Raw genomic sequence first — 14,759 nt, 5'->3', positions numbered from 1 at the left:
GGGGACTGCTAGAAGTTGCCGAGGCCGCCGCAGACGTTGAGCGCCTGCGCGGTGATCGAGGCCGCGGTGTCGGTCGCCAGGTAGCCGACCAGACCGGCGACCTCCTCGGGGGTGGAGTAGCGGCCCAGCGGGATCTTCGCCGTGAACTTCTCGTGGACCGCTTCCTCGGAGGTCTTCAGGGCCGCGGCGTAGCCGGCGCGCACCCGCTGCGCCATCGGGGTCTCCACATAGCCGGGGCACACCGCGTTGACCGTGATCCCGGTCGGCGCGAGCTCGTTGCCCAGGGCCTTGGTGAAGCCGACGACGCCGTGCTTGGAGGCCGAGTACGGAGCGCCGAGCACGACGCCCTGCTTGCCCGCGGTCGAGGCGATGTTGATGATCCGGCCGCGCTCCTTCTGGCGCATCCCGCCGGCGGTGAGCACCTCGCGGGTCATGCGGAACACGCTGTTCAGGTTGGTCTCGACGACGTCGTACCAGAGCTCGTCGGTGATGTCGGCGGTGACGCCGCCGCCGCTGCGGCCGGCGTTGTTCACCAGCACGTCGATCGGCCCGTAGGCGGCGACCGCCGCGCGCACGAAGGCCTCGACGTCCGCGGAGCTCTTGACGTCGCAGGCCGTGCCGGACACCTCCAGCCCTTCTTCGCGCAGCTCCTTGACGGTCACCTCGACGGACTCCGCGCTGCGGGCGCAGATGAACACCCGGTGGCCCTGCTGGGCCAACAGGCGCGTCACCGCGAGCCCGATGCCGCTGGTGGCGCCGCTGACGACGGCGACCCGCTGGTCGGATGAGGACATGTGTGCTCCTTGCCGGTGGATGGGTTCGGGGAAGGCCGGTGCCGCCGTGCCCTCGCGTCCGCGATGACGCGGCGGCACCCGCCCCGTGCGGGATCAGCTGGCGCGCGCCACCGGGACGGTGCCGTTGACGAACTCCAGGAACAGCCGCGGCGTGTTGGCCTCGGCGACCACCGAGTCCTCCAGGCTCAGGCCGCGCTCGCGCTCGACGTGCCCGACCGTCTCCAGCAGCGCGATGGAGTCATAGCCGAGGTCTTCGAAGCTCAGGTCGAGGATGTCGCCGTCCAGACCGGCGCCGTCGGGGGCGCCGGCGGCGGCGAGCAGAACGCGCTTGAGGTCCTCGAGGGTGAACTCGCTCAGGGTCGTGTCACTCATGGCAGTGCCTTTCGTCAGTCGGATCCGCGGGTGAGGACCATCGCGGAGTTGAAGCCGCCGTAGCCGCGGGCCAGGACCAGCGCCGCGTCGAACCGGGATTCCCGGGGGGCGTCCACGACCAGGTCGAGCTGGTAGGCGGGGTCGGGCAGGACGTTGACGGTCGGCGGGATGACGCCGTCGCGCAGCGCCAGCAGCGCGGCGGCCAGGTCCAGCGACGCCGCTCCCGAGAGCATGCGGCCGGTCATCGTCTTGGGGGCGGTGACCGGCACACCGTCGGCGCCGAAGACCGAGACCAGCGCCCGCGCCTCGATCCGGTCGAGCTCCGGCACGCCGGCGGCGTCGGCGAAGACCACGCCGATCCGGTCCGGGGTCAGGTGCGCGTCCTGGATCGCGGTGCGGATCGCCCGCTCCAGAGCCGGGCCGCGGCCGGTGTCCGGCTTCGGGTCGAAGGTCGCGCAGTAGCCGGCGATCTCGCCGTAGACGCGGACCCCGCGGGCCCGGGCGGACGCGGCGTCCTCGACGACCAGCAGCGCGCCGCCCTCGCCGGTGACGTGCCCGGTGGCGTCGGCGGCGAAGGGCCGGTAGGCGCGCGCCGGGTCGTCGCACTCGCTCATGCGCCGCGCGGCGATCTGGGCGACCCAGCCCCACGGACACACCGAGCCGTCGACGCCGCCGGAGAGCACCAGCCGGCCGCCCTTGCGCACCTGGCGCCGGGCCTGCGCGACCGCGTCCAGACCGCCGGCCTGGTCGCTCACCAGGACGCCGGCCGGACCGCGCATGCCGTTGCGGATGGAGATCTGGCCGGTGTTCACCGCGTAGAACCAGGCGAAGGACTGGTAGGCGCTGACGTACTGGCCGCCGCGGCTCCACAGGTTCTGCAGCTCGCCTTGTCCGAACTCGAACCCGCCGGAGGAGCTGGCGGTGACCACTCCCATGTCGTACTCGGGCCAGGCGGCGGGGTCGACGTCGGCGTCGGCGAGCGCCCAGTCCGCGGCGACCAGGGCGAGCCGGGTCATGTGGTCGGTCTGCGGCAGCAGCCGGTTCGGCAGGTGGTCGGCGGCTTGGAAGCCCGGGACCTCGCCGGCCAGCCGCACCGGGTAGCCGGCGGCGTCGAACCGCTTGACCGGGCCGATGCCGCTGACCCCGGCCAGGGTGTTCTTCCAGTAGTCCTCGGTGCCCAGGCCGTTGGGCGCGGCCACGCCCAGGCCGGTGACGACGGCGGTCATGAGACCCTCCGGAGCACCATCGCGCTCTGGAACCCGCCGAAGCCGCTGCCGACGGTGAGCACCGCGTCGGTCTGGTGCTCGCGGGCGGTCAGCGGCACGTAGTCCAGGTCGCATTCGGGGTCCGGCTCGTGCAGGTTCGCCGTCGGCGGGACCAGGTTGGTGCCGATCGCCAGGACCGAGGCGGCGATCTCGATCGAGCCGATCGCGCCGAGGGAGTGTCCGACCATGGATTTGATCGAGCTCACCGGGGTCCGGTAGGCGTGATCGCCCAGGCTGGTCTTGAAGGCCGCGGTCTCGTGGCGGTCGTTCTGCTTGGTGCCGGAGCCGTGTGCGTTGATGTAGTCGATCTCCTCGCCGTTCATCCTGGCCTCGGCGAGCGCCGCGCGGATGGCGTCGGCCATCTCCCGGCCGTCGGGGCGCAGCCCGGTCATGTGGAAGGCGTTGCTGCGGGTGGCGAATCCGGCGATCTCGGCGAGGATCTCGGCGCCGCGCGCCCGGGCCCGCTCGTAGTCTTCGAGCACGAACATGGCCGAGCCCTCGCCGAGCACGAAGCCGGTGCGGGAGTTGTCGAAGGGCCGCGAGGCGTGCTCGGGGTCGTCGTTGCGCGCGGTGGTGGCCTTGATGGCGTCGAAGCAGGCCACGGTGATCGGCGAGATCGGGGCGTCGGTGGCGCCGGCGATCATCACGTCCACGCTGCCCTCGCGCACCAGCTCGGCGGCGTAGCCCACGGAGTCCAGCCCGGAGGTGCAGCCGGTGGAGACCACGGTCGCCGGGCCCTCCGCGCCGACCGACCAGGCCACCTCGCCGGCGAAGGAGCCGGGCACGAAGTAGTCGTACAGATGCGGCACGGCGTACTCGTGGTCCACCAGCGCCAGCCGGCCGCCGTCGCTGACCACCCGGTACTCGGCGTCCAGCGACATGGTCGCGCCGACCGCGCTGCCGACCGTCACCCCGACCCGCGCCGGGTCCAGGTTCGCCGGATCGATCCCGCTGGCGGCGACCGCCTCGGCGGCGGTGACGACCGCGAACTGCGCGGCCCGGTCCATCCGCCGCACCTGCTGCGGGCTCAGCCCGTGGAACTCGGGATCGAAATCGGCCTCGGCGGCCACCCGCGACCGGAACGGCGAGGCGTCGAAGAAGGTGATGCCGCGCGTGGCGGTCCGGCCCTCGGACAGCAGGCTCCAGAAGTCCTTCACCCCGACACCGCCCGGCGCGACGACGCCGATCCCGGTGATCACCACTCGGCGTCCGGTCATGACGTCGCCGACCAGCGGTAGAAGCGGGAGGCCATGGCATCGGCCGGCGACTTCCAGGTCGCCGGGTCGTAGGCCTCGATGAACGGCTTCAGATCCGCGCTGATCCGCACGAACTGCGGATCGGTCTTCGCCGCCTCGATGTCCTCGCCGCCGTGCTCGTGGTCGAAGTCCTGCAGGTGGAAGTACAGCCCGCGGTAGGTGAACAGCTCGCGCCGCCGCGTGCCCATCCGCCCGGGCATGTCGGTGGAGTCGAACTCCCCGAAGAGCTTGGCGACGTCCCCGGCCGAACCGGGATCCATCCGCGCGACGATGAGGGTGCTGTGCATCAGGTCGTGTCCTTTTCACTCGGAGGAGTCGCCGGGCTGCGGGCCGGTGCGGGAACATCGGCCCGCGGCCCGGCGGGGAGTCAGAGGTCTGGGATGAAGCGCCGGGCCGGTGGTTCGGGCTCGGCGGCGCCGGCGGTTCTGGTCGCGCCCGGCCTTGGCGGCTCTGGCGGCGCCGGCTGCGACGGCGGTTCTGAGCGCGCCGGCGGCATCGGCGGCCTGGGCGGCGCTGATGTGTTCGTGCTTCGGCGGCGGTTCTGAGCGCGCCGGCAGCTTGTCGGTTCTGGTTGCTCTGGTTGCTCTGGTTGCTCTGGTTGCTCTGGTTGTTCTGGTTGCCTGGTTGTTTCGGCGGTGCGGCTCAGGCGGTCGCCGGACCGAACCACCGCTCCATGGCGCGCGCGAGCCCGTCGGCGTCGGTGCCGACCCAGGCGACATAGCCGTCCGGACGGACCAGCAGCGCCGGGACACCGGCCAGCGGGCTGCCCTGCGCCAGCTCGTGCGGCTGCGCGGCGACCACGTCCACGCGCTCGGGCCAGCGGCGCGCGACGGCGCACAGGCCGTCGGGGTCGTCGCGCAGGTCCAGGAAGGCGCCGCGGCCTTGGCGCAGCGGGGCGGTCGTGGTGGTCTTGCCCTGCTCGCCGACCAGGTCGGCCTTCGGCAGGCGCATGCCGACCAGCGGGTGGCCGCCCTCCAGGTCGTAGCGGATCGCCAGGCCGCTGACCATGCCGGACAGGTGGCGCAGGACCTCCTCGTGGCGCATCAGCTCGGCGAAGACGGTGCGCAGCGGCTCCATGTCCTCGCCGGACAGGTAGAGCATGCCCTGGGCCTGGGTGTTCATCAGGAGTCTGGCGCCGACCGGGTGGCGCTCGCGGTGGTAGCTGTCCAGCAGGTCCGGCGGCGCCCAGCCGAGCACCTCGGCGGCGAGCTTCCAGCCGAGGTTGAAGGCGTCCTGGACGCTGACGCTCAGCCCTTGGCCGCCGGCCGGCAGGTGGACGTGCGCGGCGTCGCCGACGATCAGCACCCTGCCGCGCCGGTACTCGGTGACCTGGCGGGTGGCGTCGCCGAACGCGCTGACCCAGCGGCCCTCGCCGTGGCTGATGTCCTCGCCGGTCAGCCGCTGCCAGGCCGCGGCGACCTCGGTGAAGGTCGGCGGTTCGGTACGGCGCCGGGGCGGCGTGCCGCGCTCGCAGACGATGATGCGGTCCACGCCCTCGCCCAGCGGCGCGGACATCACCATGCCGCCGGGCTTCTTCTCGCCGATCTGCCGGGCGGGCAGATCGCAGCCGGCGACGTCGGCCAGGTACATCTCGATGGTCGCGTCGGTGCCGGGGAAGTCGAAGCCGGCCAGACGCCGCACGGTGCTGCGACCGCCGTCGCAGGCCACGAGGTAGCCGGCGCGCAGCCGCTGGTGCGCCTCGCCGTGCACGGCCTCCACCTCGACGCCCTCGTCGTCGGCGGTGACCGCGACCACCTCCCAGCCGCGCATGATCTCCGCGCCGAGCTCGGTGGCCCATTCCTCCAGGACGGCCTCGACCCGGTGCTGCGGGATCCCGCGCGCGCCGAAGTGCGAGCCCTCCAACACCGAGTAGTCCATCGGCACGCCGCCGAAGTGGCCCATCGGGCTGATCTCGACGTCGCCGAAGCGCGGCACCAGGCCGCGCTGGTCGAACATCTCCAGGGTCCGGGCGGTGAAGCCCAGACCGCGCGATTCGCCGCTGCGCTGCTCGAGTTTGTCCAGGACGAAGACCTCGACGCCGGCCAGGCGCAGTTCGGCGGCCAGGACCAGTCCGGAGGGACCGGCCCCGACGATGATGACGGGAGCATCCATGCTTGCCTCCTAGAGGGGGACGGGAGCGCCGCGACCGGCGGTCACGATGCCTGCCAGCTGGTCGGCGACTGGTAACCGGCGGCGAAGGCCGCGGCGGGGATCCGGCCGGGGCGCGCGCCGGCCGCCTCCGGTCCCGGTGCGGCCCTCGCCGCCTGCCCGACGACGGCGAGCACGGCGATCAGCGCCGCGACTTCCTCCTCGGTCGGGTATCCGCTCAGCACGCGCACGGCGGACTCAGCGTCCTGACGGTCCACGGCGCCGCTCACTGCGGCGGGTTGCCGTGCTTGCGCGAGGGCTGGCTCGCGTGTTTGGCCTGCAGCATGTCCAGCGCGCGGGCCAGGGCGCCGCGGGTGTCGCCGGGATCGATGACGTCGTCCACGAGACCGCGCTCGGCCGCGTAGTACGGGTGCATCAGCTCTTCGCGATAGTCCTTGATCTTCTGCCGGCGCACCTCGTCCGGGTCGTCCGCGGCGGCGATCTCCCGGCGGAAGATGACGTTGGCCGCACCCTCGGCGCCCATCACCGCGATCTCGTTGCCCGGCCAGGCCAGCGACAGGTCGGCGCCGATCGAGCGGGAGTCCATGACGATGTAGGCGCCGCCGTACGCCTTGCGCAGGATGACCTGGATCCGCGGGACCGTGGCGTTGCAGTAGGCGTACAGCAGTTTGGCGCCGTGCCGGATGATGCCCTCGTGCTCCTGCCCGACGCCGGGCAGGAAGCCGGGGACGTCGACCAGCGTGATCAGCGCGATGTTGAAGGCGTCGCAGAACTGGACGAAGCGCGCGCCCTTCTGGCTGGCGTGGATGTCGAGCACCCCGGCCAGGTGGGCCGGCTGGTTGGCGACGACGCCGACGGTGCGCCCGCCGATGCGGGCCAGGGCGCAGACGATGTTCGGCGCCCACTGCGCGCGGCACTCGAACAGGTCGCCGTCGTCGACGATCTGCGCGATCACCTCGCGGATGTCGTAGGGCTTGTTCGGCTCGGCCGGGACGATCGCGGACAGCGCGTCGGTGCGCCGGTCCACCGGGTCCAGGCACTCGTGCGCCGGCGGCAGCTCGCGGTTGTTCGCCGGCAGCAGGGACAGCAGGTAGCGGACGTCGGCCAGGCAGCTGGGCTCGTCGTCGTAGACGAAGTGCGCGACCCCGGAGGCGGTCGCGTGCACGTCGGCACCGCCGAGGTCGTTCTGGCTGACGCTCTCGCCGGTCACCGCCTGCACCACGTCCGGGCCGGTGATGAACATCTGCGAGGTCTGGCGCACCATGAAGACGAAGTCGGTCAGCGCCGGGGAGTAGGCGGCACCGCCGGCGCAGGGCCCGAGCATCACGCTGATCTGCGGGATGACGCCGGAGGAGCGGGTGTTGCGGCGGAAGATGCCGCCGTAGCCGGCCAGCGCGCTGACCCCCTCCTGGATCCGCGCGCCGGCGCCGTCGTTCAGGCTCACCAGCGGGGCGCCGGCGGCCTCGGCGAGGTCCATCAGCTTGTGGATCTTCTCGGCGTGCGCCTCGCCGAGCGCGCCGCCGAAGATGCGGAAGTCGTGGGCGTAGACGAACACCGTGCGGCCGAACACCGTGCCCCAGCCGGTGACCACGCCGTCGGTGTGCGGGCGGCGGGCCTCCAGCCCGAACCCGGTCGCCCGGTGCCGGCGCATCCCCTCCACCTCGGTGAAGGAGTCCGCGTCCAGCAGCAGCGCGATCCGCTCGCGCGCCGTGAGCTTGCCCTTGGCGTGCTGTTTCGCGGTGGCTTCGGCGTCCGGTCCGGCGATCACCCTCTCTTTCAAGGCGGACAGCTCGGTCAGCCGCTCGTCCATCGACGGCGCTCCCGGCGGCGCCGGGGTTCGCCCGGTTCCGCCGCCGGCTCGTACCGGATCCATGTCGACACGCACAGTTCGTCCTCCCTTGTCCGGGCAGCGCGGGACCGCGCCGGCGACCGGCGTGGTCGCACAGCCCTGATCATCGAGTGCTGATGTGCGCTCACACCCGCGCCCCGGCGCCGATCGGCGCGGGGGGATGGGCGGGTGTCGTGGGCGCGAGTCCGCCGCGCGGCCGCGGCCGGCGGATTGCCTTGGATATGCTTCCCGCGACCACGGGGGTCGGGCACAATCCTTCGAACTCTAGGAATAATGTTCTTCGCAGTTGCCGTCGTTCGTCAAGAAAATCCGGGTAAACCCTCTGTGACGAAAAGCAACACGTCAAATGCGGGTCAGAAAATACAGAGGAACGTCAGAGAACGGAAAAACCTTGCGCACGTCGTTGCCAGGTCCCCGGCGCCCCGCATAGCCTCGTCCTGGCTCCCCACAGAGCCGGAACGCCCAGCGTGCAACGCTGCCGCGAACGCCCTCGCGCAGCCATTCCACCTGCCATCTCTGTATCAACGCCAGGATTCACCGACTCTGTCGTCGCTCCCGAGCTGCCACCACAGCGCCACCGGGCAGACGCCGCCCTCCCCCGGTGCGACGCCCGCCCGCCGTCGGTACGCCCGCCATGCCGGCGGGCTGCCGCTTCGCCACTAGGCGCACGGGGCTCAGGCATCTTCCGGCCGGAACTTCCCCCCGCCGCGCCATCACATTTCCGTGAAGTTGTGTGAAGCATTGGGAAGGAGACTCATGAATATGCCCTTGCGTTTTGCCGATACCTCACGGTGTGCCGGAGTCCGCTGCCGCCGTCCTCCGGTCCCCTCCGACACTCCCGCGCCCGCACATGTGAGGGACGGGGACCGGCTGTGCCGGCACTGCACCGATCTGCTGGTGACCCAGGCCGGCCGGCTGCCGGCGCTGTTCGTCGAATGCGGCCGGCGGCTCGGCGCCCGGGGCGAGCGCCGCGCCGAGCGGGTTTCCGGCGGCTCCACCCCGACCGGCCTGCCGTTCAACATCGCCGCCGCCGAGGCCCGCTCGGCCATCGTCGGCGTGCTCAGCTCCTGGTCGGCGCTGATAGCGGACGGCCGCCGGATCGCCGCGCCCCGGCGCGACGTCGGCTCGATGGCCTCCTTCTTCGTCGGGCACGCCGACTGGCTGCGCTCGCACGAAGCCGCCGGCGAGGGCAGCCGCGAGCTGGACCAGCTGACGCGGCAGGCGCGCCGGGTCGTGGATCCGGAGGATCTGCGCCGCGTCGAGGTCGGTTCGTGTGTGGAGCTGGGCTGCGCCGGGTTCCTGGTCGCACTCGTGCGCAAGGACCAGCCTCGGGGCGCTCGGACGGAGGTCCGGTGCAGCCACGAGGCCGGGCATCGCTGGGCCGGACACGAGTGGCTGCAACTGGGCAACCGGATGGCCCGGGCCCGGGAGCGCACCGGCACCGCCGCACCCCGGCGCGTCGCGGCGTGGCTGACCGTCACGGACATCGCAGCACTCTGGGGCATCGCGCCGGGCAGCGTCTACCGGCACGCGAGCGAGCAGAACTGGACGCGCAGGCGGCTCGGCGGACGTACCTACTACGGCGCCTCCGATGTGCAGGCGACCTTGAACCGCTGACCTCGCTGAACGTGGGAGGAAGGGGTGCCGCGCTACTCGCGCGGCGCCCCTTCGTCGTGTTCATCGCCTACGGAACAGGCCAGCCCGGCTCGCCCGGCTCGCCCGGCTAGTCCGGGGCGGTCCCCAGCTGGAACCCGACGCCGCGGACGGTGACGATCCAGGACCCTGATCCGAGCTTGGATCGCAGACTGCTGACATGGGTGTCGATGGTCCGTGTCGACTCCGACCAGACGTCCTGCCAGATCTGCGACATGATCTGCTGCCGGGAGATCACCGTGCCGGGCTGGGAGGCGAGCAGGAGCAGCAGGTCGAACTCCTTGCGGGTGACGCCGACCACCTGCCCGCCGATCCGGACCTCGCGGCAGCCGGCGTCGATGAGCAGCCGGCCGTGCGCGATCACCCGGTCCCGGACGGCGCCGGGCCGGATGCGGCGCATCACCGCGTCGATCCGCGCCATCAGCTCGCGGAAGCCGTAGGGTTTGACGAGGTAGTCGTCGGACCCGGCCTGTAAGCCGAGCACGCAGTCGATCTCCTCGGCGCGCTCGGAGACGGTGATGATCGCCACGTCGCTGACCGCCCGGATGCCGCGGCAGATCTCCAGCCCGTCCACGTCGGGCAGTTCCAGATCGAGCAGCACCAGGTCCGCCGAGGGGAACTCGATCAGCGCCTTGTCCCCGGTGTGCACCACCTCGGCCCGGTGCCCCTGGCGTCGCAGCTTCCTGAGAAGCTGCTCGGCGCTGTCCGGGTCCGGCTCGGCGACCAGGATCCGCAGCGCGGGCCGGACCAGCGAGGAGTAGAGCACCGGGGCGCGGCCGGGCGGATCGGGTACGGCCCGCCGCGCGGGGTGTGTCGGGAGGATCGTCCGGTCGTGGGGCGCGATCGCGGTGCCCGGCCGGACAAGCTCGTTCGCCATGTCTTCGACAACGCTCCCTGCAACGTCAGTCGGACTCCCCCGTGGGACGTTCCGATGTCGGCGATGATGGGTGAAAAAATATCAGAGGACTGAGATATCACAGATGGATGACATGCGGGTTACGGCCATGCCGGCTTCGACGGCCAGACTCCGGACGACGCCGTGCCGGTGCGCGGTGACCGGCTGCTCCATCTTCATCGCCTCCACGACGGCGATCAGGTCGCCGGCCGCCACGGTCTGGCCGTCGCTCACCGCGACCTTGACCACGGTGCCGTTCATCGGGCAGGCGAGGGTCGCGCCGGTCGCGCCGGAGGCGGATACCGAGCCCGGTGACGCGGACGCGGCGGCGGGGCGGCGTGCGGGCGCGGCAGGGCGCGCTGTGCCGGGCGCGGGCGTCGTGAGGAAGGCGGGAAGCACGATCTCCAGGCGCTTGCGGCCGACTTCGACGGCGATCCGGGTCTGCGGGTCGGGCTGCCGGTCGTCGGCTGCCGGGCCTGCGTACGGCGGGATCGTGTTGTCGAACTCGGTCTCGATCCAGCGGGTGTGGACGTGGAACGGGCCTTCTTCCGGCGTGAACGCCGGATCGTCCATCACCGCTTGGTGAAAGGTCAGCGCGGTCGGCATCCCCTCGATCTGGAACTCGGCCAGTGCGCGGCGGGCGCGCTCGACAGCCTGCTGCCGGTCGCGGCCGGAGATGATCAGCTTCGCCAGCAGCGAGTCGAAGTTCTGCCCGATCTCGGCGCCCTGCTCGATACCAGAATCCAGGCGCACCCCCGGACCCGACGGCGGACGCCATGTGGTCACCACACCGGGAGCGGGCAGGAAGTTCCGACCCGGATCCTCGCCATTGATCCGGAACTCGAAGGAGTGCCCACGCACCTCCGGGTCGCCGTAGCCCAACTCTTCGCCGTCAGCGATCCGAAACATCTCCCGCACCAGATCGATCCCAGTGACTTCCTCGGTGACCGGATGCTCCACCTGAAGACGGGTGTTCACCTCCAAGAAGGAGATGGTGCCGTCCTGGCCCACCAGGAACTCACACGTCCCCGCCCCGACATACCCGGCTTCCTTCAAGATCGCCTTGGACGCCCGGTACAGCTCAGCAGTCTGCTCCTCGCTCAAATACGGCGCGGGAGCCTCCTCCACCAGCTTCTGGTGCCGGCGCTGCAACGAGCAGTCACGCGTGGAGACCACGACCACGTTGCCGTGCTTGTCAGCCAGGCACTGCGTCTCCACATGCCGCGGCCGGTCCAGATACCGCTCCACGAAACACTCGCCCCGACCGAAGGCACTGACCGCCTCCCGCACCGCCGAGTCATACAGCTCCGGAATCTCCTCCAGCGTGCGCGCCACCTTCAACCCACGCCCACCGCCACCGAACGCCGCCTTGATCGCCACTGGCAACCCGTGTTCGCGGGCAAAGGCGATCACCTCGTCGGCGCCGCTGACCGGATCGGTCGTACCGGCCACCAGCGGGGCGCCGACACGCTGCGCGATGTGCCGGGCCGAGACCTTGTCGCCCAACGAGCTGATCGCCGCCGGCGGCGGGCCGATCCAGGTCAGACCGGCGTCCATCACCGCCTGGGCGAATTCGGCGTTCTCCGACAGGAACCCGTATCCGGGGTGTATCGCGTCCGCCCCAGAGTCCGTCGCCACGGTCAGAATCTTGTCGATCATCAGGTAGGACTCACCAGGGGTGGAACCACCTAGGGCCCAGGCTTCGTCAGCGGCTCGGACGTGCAGCGCTTCCCGGTCGGGCTCGGCGTAGACCGCCACCGAAGCCAGACCCGCGTCCCGGCACGCCCGGGCGACCCGGACCGCGATCTCGCCGCGATTGGCGATCAGCACCTTGCGCATCGATCCTCCCCCACCCGGTGCGGATCACAGCAGGCAGGCGCAGCCCTCCTGGTATCGCGCAACTCTGTGGTCCCCATAATCCCCGTCCGGGATCAAGCGCCGGTCAAGCGCGGCGAAAACCAGAGCCCTGATTATCCTGTTTGCGATGATCTGAGCGGATTTTCGCGCGTAGGACCCCGTGACGTGATCGGCTAGCTTCATCTCGAAGCCCTGCCCAGCCCTGCCCAGCCCTGCCCAGCCCTGCCCTGCTTAGCCCTGCTTAGCCCTCAAGCCTGAGGCGAGAGAAGGCGGACCATGTCGGCACCGACCTACACCGCGGCCATGGACGAAGCCCTCGGCCGGCTCACCCACATCGGCTTCGACCAGGGCGGCCGCTTCGCCAGCCACGCCCCGATGGCCGCCGAGGCCCTGGCCGCCCTCGGCTTCACCGACGCGGTGTCCGACTGGGTGGAGTGGAGCAAGACCGCCCGCCGCTACAGTTCCGAACCGACCCCCACTGCCCGCATAGACGTCGGCGACGAGTCCGCCTGGCGCTCCTGTCTGGGCAGATACCGCCGCGCAGCCGACTGGGCAGCGACCTTCGAAACCCAGATCAGCGAACACGGCTGGCACGAAGTCCTCATCACCTGGTGGCCGCGCCTGGTCCCCGGCCTCAGCGGAGCCCTGACCCACGGCCTGATCCGCACCGCCCACGCGGTCCGAGGCGTCAGCGCCACCCCGGAACCCACCCCCCTCCAACTCCGCGAACTGGCCCACGGCCTCGGCTACTGGGCCGCCGTCTACACCCCCCTGGGCACGGGCCTGCTCGGCCGCCGCCGCCCCGCCGCCGCCGCTGACATCCGCACCGACGTCATCGACTCAGCCCTCAGCGACCTCACCGCCCGCAACGCCGGCATCTACGCCTCCAGCACGATGTCCCACCCGGTACCACTCGTGCACACGATCACCGCGCCCTCGGCGGTCCGGTTGGTACTGGAGCACCTCCCCACCGACCAACACGCCCCCTCCTACCTGGCCGTGCTCCAAGCCAGCGAAGCCCTCCTCGCCCGCTTCGGCACCCGCGGCATGGGCTGCCCCGACGGCACCCCCACCGAACCCGAACCCGCACACCTGCGGCTCGACCTCCTCGCAGCAGAAGCAGCGCAACTCCGCGACGAGCACGCGATAAAGCTCGCCGAAGCTGCCAGCCGCGAGTACGCGGTGCGGAACGATATTCGGTACCTATCGGCCTCTTGGGCGCTGATGGAGCGGCTCAAGCGGTTCTGATCGCCCTATGACGATTCGATATCCGCCATCGGCTACCGAACTATTCGCTATCCGCTTCATCGAGGCCGCCACGGAACGACCGCCGAGGTACGTCGCTGATAGTCCGCGTACTCCGGGTATCGCGAGATGCTGATGCTTTCGGTGAATCGGGTCGAGCCGATGAACAGTGCGGTCAGCAGAATTGCGCCGAGGATTGTCCAGGGCACTGCCTGGGCTGCCGCTACGCCGAAGGCTGCGATCACCCACCACTGCGCTTGTTCGAAGAAGAAGTTGGGGTGGCGGGAGAAGCGGAACAGGCCGGTCGTGACGAAGCGGGCCGGTGGCTCGCGGCCGGCGTCGAGGTCGGCGTGCTTTGCCTGCTGGAAGCGCCATTGCTGTTGGTCCGCGATCGTTTCGCCGATGAGGAAGGCGAGGAACAGGACCGTGAGGGCGCCGTCGGCGATGCCGAACGACCTGCGGTGGTCCAGGGCGGTCTGGGACGGCAGGGTGATCAGGAGCAGGATGGCGTTCTGGTACAGCGTGATGAAGAAGAGGTTGAACAGCTGGAACTGCCATGGCGCCATTCGCGCCCGCAGCACCGCCCAGCGGTAGTCCTCGCCGCCGCGGGCGTAGCCGCCCTTGCGGGCGAAGTTGAAGGTCAGGCGGGCGCCCCAGAGGACGACGAGGGTGAACATGGTGTTCAGGCGGGCGTCGTGGAAGCCTGCGGCGCCGGCGAAGATGCCGGTGTAGGCCAGGGGGACGATCGACCAGATCCGGTCGACCCACGAGTACTCGCGGGTGAGGACCGACATCAGCCACGTCGCGAAGCAGACTCCCGCGTATACGTACAAGCAGATCCTGAGCGCGTCCATGGGCCGACTGTAAGGCGCCGCATGCTAGAAGGGCAGTACCGCCCCGCCTTACGATCGGGCCATGGCCGACGCGGTGACCCTCCCCCTGCGGGAACGCAAGATCGACGTCTTCTTCGCGGTCGTGTTCTCGGCGTTCGTTGTGACGTCCTGTATCAGCGACCTGCTGCCCACCGTCGGGGTCGACTTCTCCCACCCCGGCGGCAACTTCTTCGTCCGCTCCAACTACTGGTACGCCCACGACGCCGACCCGCTGTTCATGCACCCGCCGGACTGGATGCGCATCGTGACCGGCCTGTCGGCCTTCGTCTACATGCCCTTCTACATCGTGCTCGTCGTCGCCCTGATCACCGGCCGGAACTGGATCCAGCTCTTCGCGGTGATCTACGCGACGATGATCGTCACCCTGACCGGCATCGTCGTCTTCGGCGTGGAGTTCTTCGGCGAGGCCGCGATGCGGACCGGGAATCCCACCAAGTTCCTGGCCTTCAATCTGCCCTACGTCCTGATTCCCCTGCTGCTTCTGGTGCGGATGCGCAAGCCGTCGCCGTTCACTCGGAGGTTTTGAGTACGGTTCCAGCTGTACCGATCTTTCCCGCACCGCGCGACATGG

Annotated in this window: 15 protein-coding genes; 4 read left to right on the top strand and 11 right to left on the bottom strand. The window is 70.7% G+C overall.

The features are described 5' to 3' along the window. Positions 1-8: 8 nt before the first annotated feature. The 5 genes from CACI_RS17630 to CACI_RS17610 form a co-directional block, all read right to left on the bottom strand. Positions 9-794 carry a 3-oxoacyl-ACP reductase gene (locus CACI_RS17630; RefSeq protein WP_015792183.1) on the bottom strand — a complete coding sequence of 262 codons (786 nt, stop codon included), beginning with the start codon at positions 792-794 and terminating at the stop codon, positions 9-11. 93 nt (positions 795-887) lie between these two features. Continuing rightward, the gene (locus tag CACI_RS17625) at positions 888-1,166 is read right to left on the bottom strand and encodes an acyl carrier protein (protein ID WP_015792182.1); all 279 of its coding nucleotides are present in this window, start codon (positions 1,164-1,166) and stop codon (positions 888-890) included. A gap of 14 nt (positions 1,167-1,180) precedes the next feature. Beyond that, positions 1,181-2,392, bottom strand: coding sequence for a ketosynthase chain-length factor (locus tag CACI_RS17620; RefSeq protein ID WP_015792181.1), 1,212 nt, complete (start codon positions 2,390-2,392; stop codon positions 1,181-1,183). After that, positions 2,389-3,648 (bottom strand): beta-ketoacyl-[acyl-carrier-protein] synthase family protein, encoded by a 1,260-nt coding sequence (locus CACI_RS17615; protein WP_015792180.1) that lies wholly within the window; start codon positions 3,646-3,648, stop codon positions 2,389-2,391. The genes CACI_RS17620 and CACI_RS17615 overlap by 4 nt, the downstream gene beginning before the upstream one ends. Next, on the bottom strand, positions 3,645-3,974 hold the full coding sequence (locus tag CACI_RS17610) for a TcmI family type II polyketide cyclase (RefSeq protein WP_015792179.1): 330 nt from the start codon (positions 3,972-3,974) through the stop codon (positions 3,645-3,647). Before CACI_RS17610 ends, CACI_RS17615 begins: the two co-directional genes overlap by 4 nt. A 93-nt stretch (positions 3,975-4,067) precedes the next feature. Between CACI_RS17610 and CACI_RS51225 the strand changes: the two genes are divergently transcribed. After that, positions 4,068-4,232 (top strand): hypothetical protein, encoded by a 165-nt coding sequence (locus tag CACI_RS51225; protein ID WP_015792178.1) that lies wholly within the window; start codon positions 4,068-4,070, stop codon positions 4,230-4,232. 97 nt (positions 4,233-4,329) lie between these two features. On the opposite strand, the gene CACI_RS17605 is transcribed toward CACI_RS51225, so the two are convergent. The 3 genes from CACI_RS17605 to CACI_RS17595 are packed head-to-tail and all read right to left on the bottom strand — an operon-like array spanning position 4,330 to position 7,606. After that, on the bottom strand, positions 4,330-5,799 hold the full coding sequence (locus CACI_RS17605; protein WP_015792177.1) for an FAD-dependent monooxygenase: 1,470 nt from the start codon (positions 5,797-5,799) through the stop codon (positions 4,330-4,332). A gap of 41 nt (positions 5,800-5,840) precedes the next feature. After that, entirely contained in the window at positions 5,841-6,053 is a 213-nt protein-coding gene (locus CACI_RS17600; protein WP_015792176.1) for an acyl-CoA carboxylase subunit epsilon, read from the bottom strand. Between the two features lie 8 nt (positions 6,054-6,061). Beyond that, positions 6,062-7,606 (bottom strand): acyl-CoA carboxylase subunit beta, encoded by a 1,545-nt coding sequence (locus CACI_RS17595; RefSeq protein ID WP_015792175.1) that lies wholly within the window; start codon positions 7,604-7,606, stop codon positions 6,062-6,064. Positions 7,607-8,497: 891 nt separating this feature from the next. Here CACI_RS17595 and CACI_RS52460 point away from each other — a divergent pair. After that, positions 8,498-9,262, top strand: a complete 765-nt coding sequence (locus CACI_RS52460) for a hypothetical protein (protein ID WP_223297564.1) — start codon at positions 8,498-8,500, stop codon at positions 9,260-9,262. Between the two features lie 106 nt (positions 9,263-9,368). On the opposite strand, the gene CACI_RS17585 is transcribed toward CACI_RS52460, so the two are convergent. Continuing rightward, positions 9,369-10,175, bottom strand: a complete 807-nt coding sequence (locus CACI_RS17585) for a response regulator transcription factor (protein WP_015792173.1) — start codon at positions 10,173-10,175, stop codon at positions 9,369-9,371. A gap of 81 nt (positions 10,176-10,256) precedes the next feature. Beyond that, positions 10,257-12,032 carry an acetyl/propionyl/methylcrotonyl-CoA carboxylase subunit alpha gene (locus CACI_RS17580; protein WP_015792172.1) on the bottom strand — a complete coding sequence of 592 codons (1,776 nt, stop codon included), beginning with the start codon at positions 12,030-12,032 and terminating at the stop codon, positions 10,257-10,259. A 294-nt stretch (positions 12,033-12,326) separates the two neighbouring features. On the opposite strand from CACI_RS17580, the gene CACI_RS17575 reads away from it, so the two are divergent. After that, positions 12,327-13,298: a questin oxidase family protein gene (locus CACI_RS17575; protein WP_015792170.1), complete on the top strand. Its 972-nt coding sequence runs from the start codon at positions 12,327-12,329 to the stop codon at positions 13,296-13,298. 56 nt (positions 13,299-13,354) lie between these two features. On the opposite strand, the gene CACI_RS17570 is transcribed toward CACI_RS17575, so the two are convergent. Next, positions 13,355-14,149 carry a DUF1295 domain-containing protein gene (locus CACI_RS17570; RefSeq protein ID WP_015792169.1) on the bottom strand — a complete coding sequence of 265 codons (795 nt, stop codon included), beginning with the start codon at positions 14,147-14,149 and terminating at the stop codon, positions 13,355-13,357. Between the two features lie 61 nt (positions 14,150-14,210). Here CACI_RS17570 and CACI_RS17565 point away from each other — a divergent pair, with 61 nt between their 5' ends. After that, positions 14,211-14,714: an EXPERA domain-containing protein gene (locus tag CACI_RS17565; RefSeq protein ID WP_015792168.1), complete on the top strand. Its 504-nt coding sequence runs from the start codon at positions 14,211-14,213 to the stop codon at positions 14,712-14,714. Positions 14,715-14,759: the final 45 nt, after the last annotated feature.

The organism is Catenulispora acidiphila DSM 44928 (assembly GCF_000024025.1).
Taxonomy (GTDB): Bacteria; Actinomycetota; Actinomycetes; order Streptomycetales; family Catenulisporaceae; genus Catenulispora; species Catenulispora acidiphila.
Note: the sequence above shows the minus strand (reverse complement) of the source record. Positions and strands in the feature narration are given on the sequence as shown.

Coding starts and splice junctions, on each gene's coding strand:
- CACI_RS17595 (WP_015792175.1), bottom strand. CDS start 7,606: ATGGACGAGCGGCTGACCGAGCTGTCCGCCTTGAAAGAGAGGGTGATC.
- CACI_RS17605 (WP_015792177.1), bottom strand. CDS start 5,799: ATGGATGCTCCCGTCATCATCGTCGGGGCCGGTCCCTCCGGACTGGTC.
- CACI_RS17615 (WP_015792180.1), bottom strand. CDS start 3,648: ATGACCGGACGCCGAGTGGTGATCACCGGGATCGGCGTCGTCGCGCCG.
- CACI_RS17630 (WP_015792183.1), bottom strand. CDS start 794: ATGTCCTCATCCGACCAGCGGGTCGCCGTCGTCAGCGGCGCCACCAGC.
- CACI_RS17565 (WP_015792168.1), top strand. CDS start 14,211: ATGGCCGACGCGGTGACCCTCCCCCTGCGGGAACGCAAGATCGACGTC.
- CACI_RS17570 (WP_015792169.1), bottom strand. CDS start 14,149: ATGGACGCGCTCAGGATCTGCTTGTACGTATACGCGGGAGTCTGCTTC.
- CACI_RS17580 (WP_015792172.1), bottom strand. CDS start 12,032: ATGCGCAAGGTGCTGATCGCCAATCGCGGCGAGATCGCGGTCCGGGTC.
- CACI_RS17620 (WP_015792181.1), bottom strand. CDS start 2,392: ATGACCGCCGTCGTCACCGGCCTGGGCGTGGCCGCGCCCAACGGCCTG.
- CACI_RS17625 (WP_015792182.1), bottom strand. CDS start 1,166: ATGAGTGACACGACCCTGAGCGAGTTCACCCTCGAGGACCTCAAGCGC.
- CACI_RS17575 (WP_015792170.1), top strand. CDS start 12,327: ATGTCGGCACCGACCTACACCGCGGCCATGGACGAAGCCCTCGGCCGG.
- CACI_RS17610 (WP_015792179.1), bottom strand. CDS start 3,974: ATGCACAGCACCCTCATCGTCGCGCGGATGGATCCCGGTTCGGCCGGG.
- CACI_RS17585 (WP_015792173.1), bottom strand. CDS start 10,175: ATGGCGAACGAGCTTGTCCGGCCGGGCACCGCGATCGCGCCCCACGAC.
- CACI_RS51225 (WP_015792178.1), top strand. CDS start 4,068: ATGAAGCGCCGGGCCGGTGGTTCGGGCTCGGCGGCGCCGGCGGTTCTG.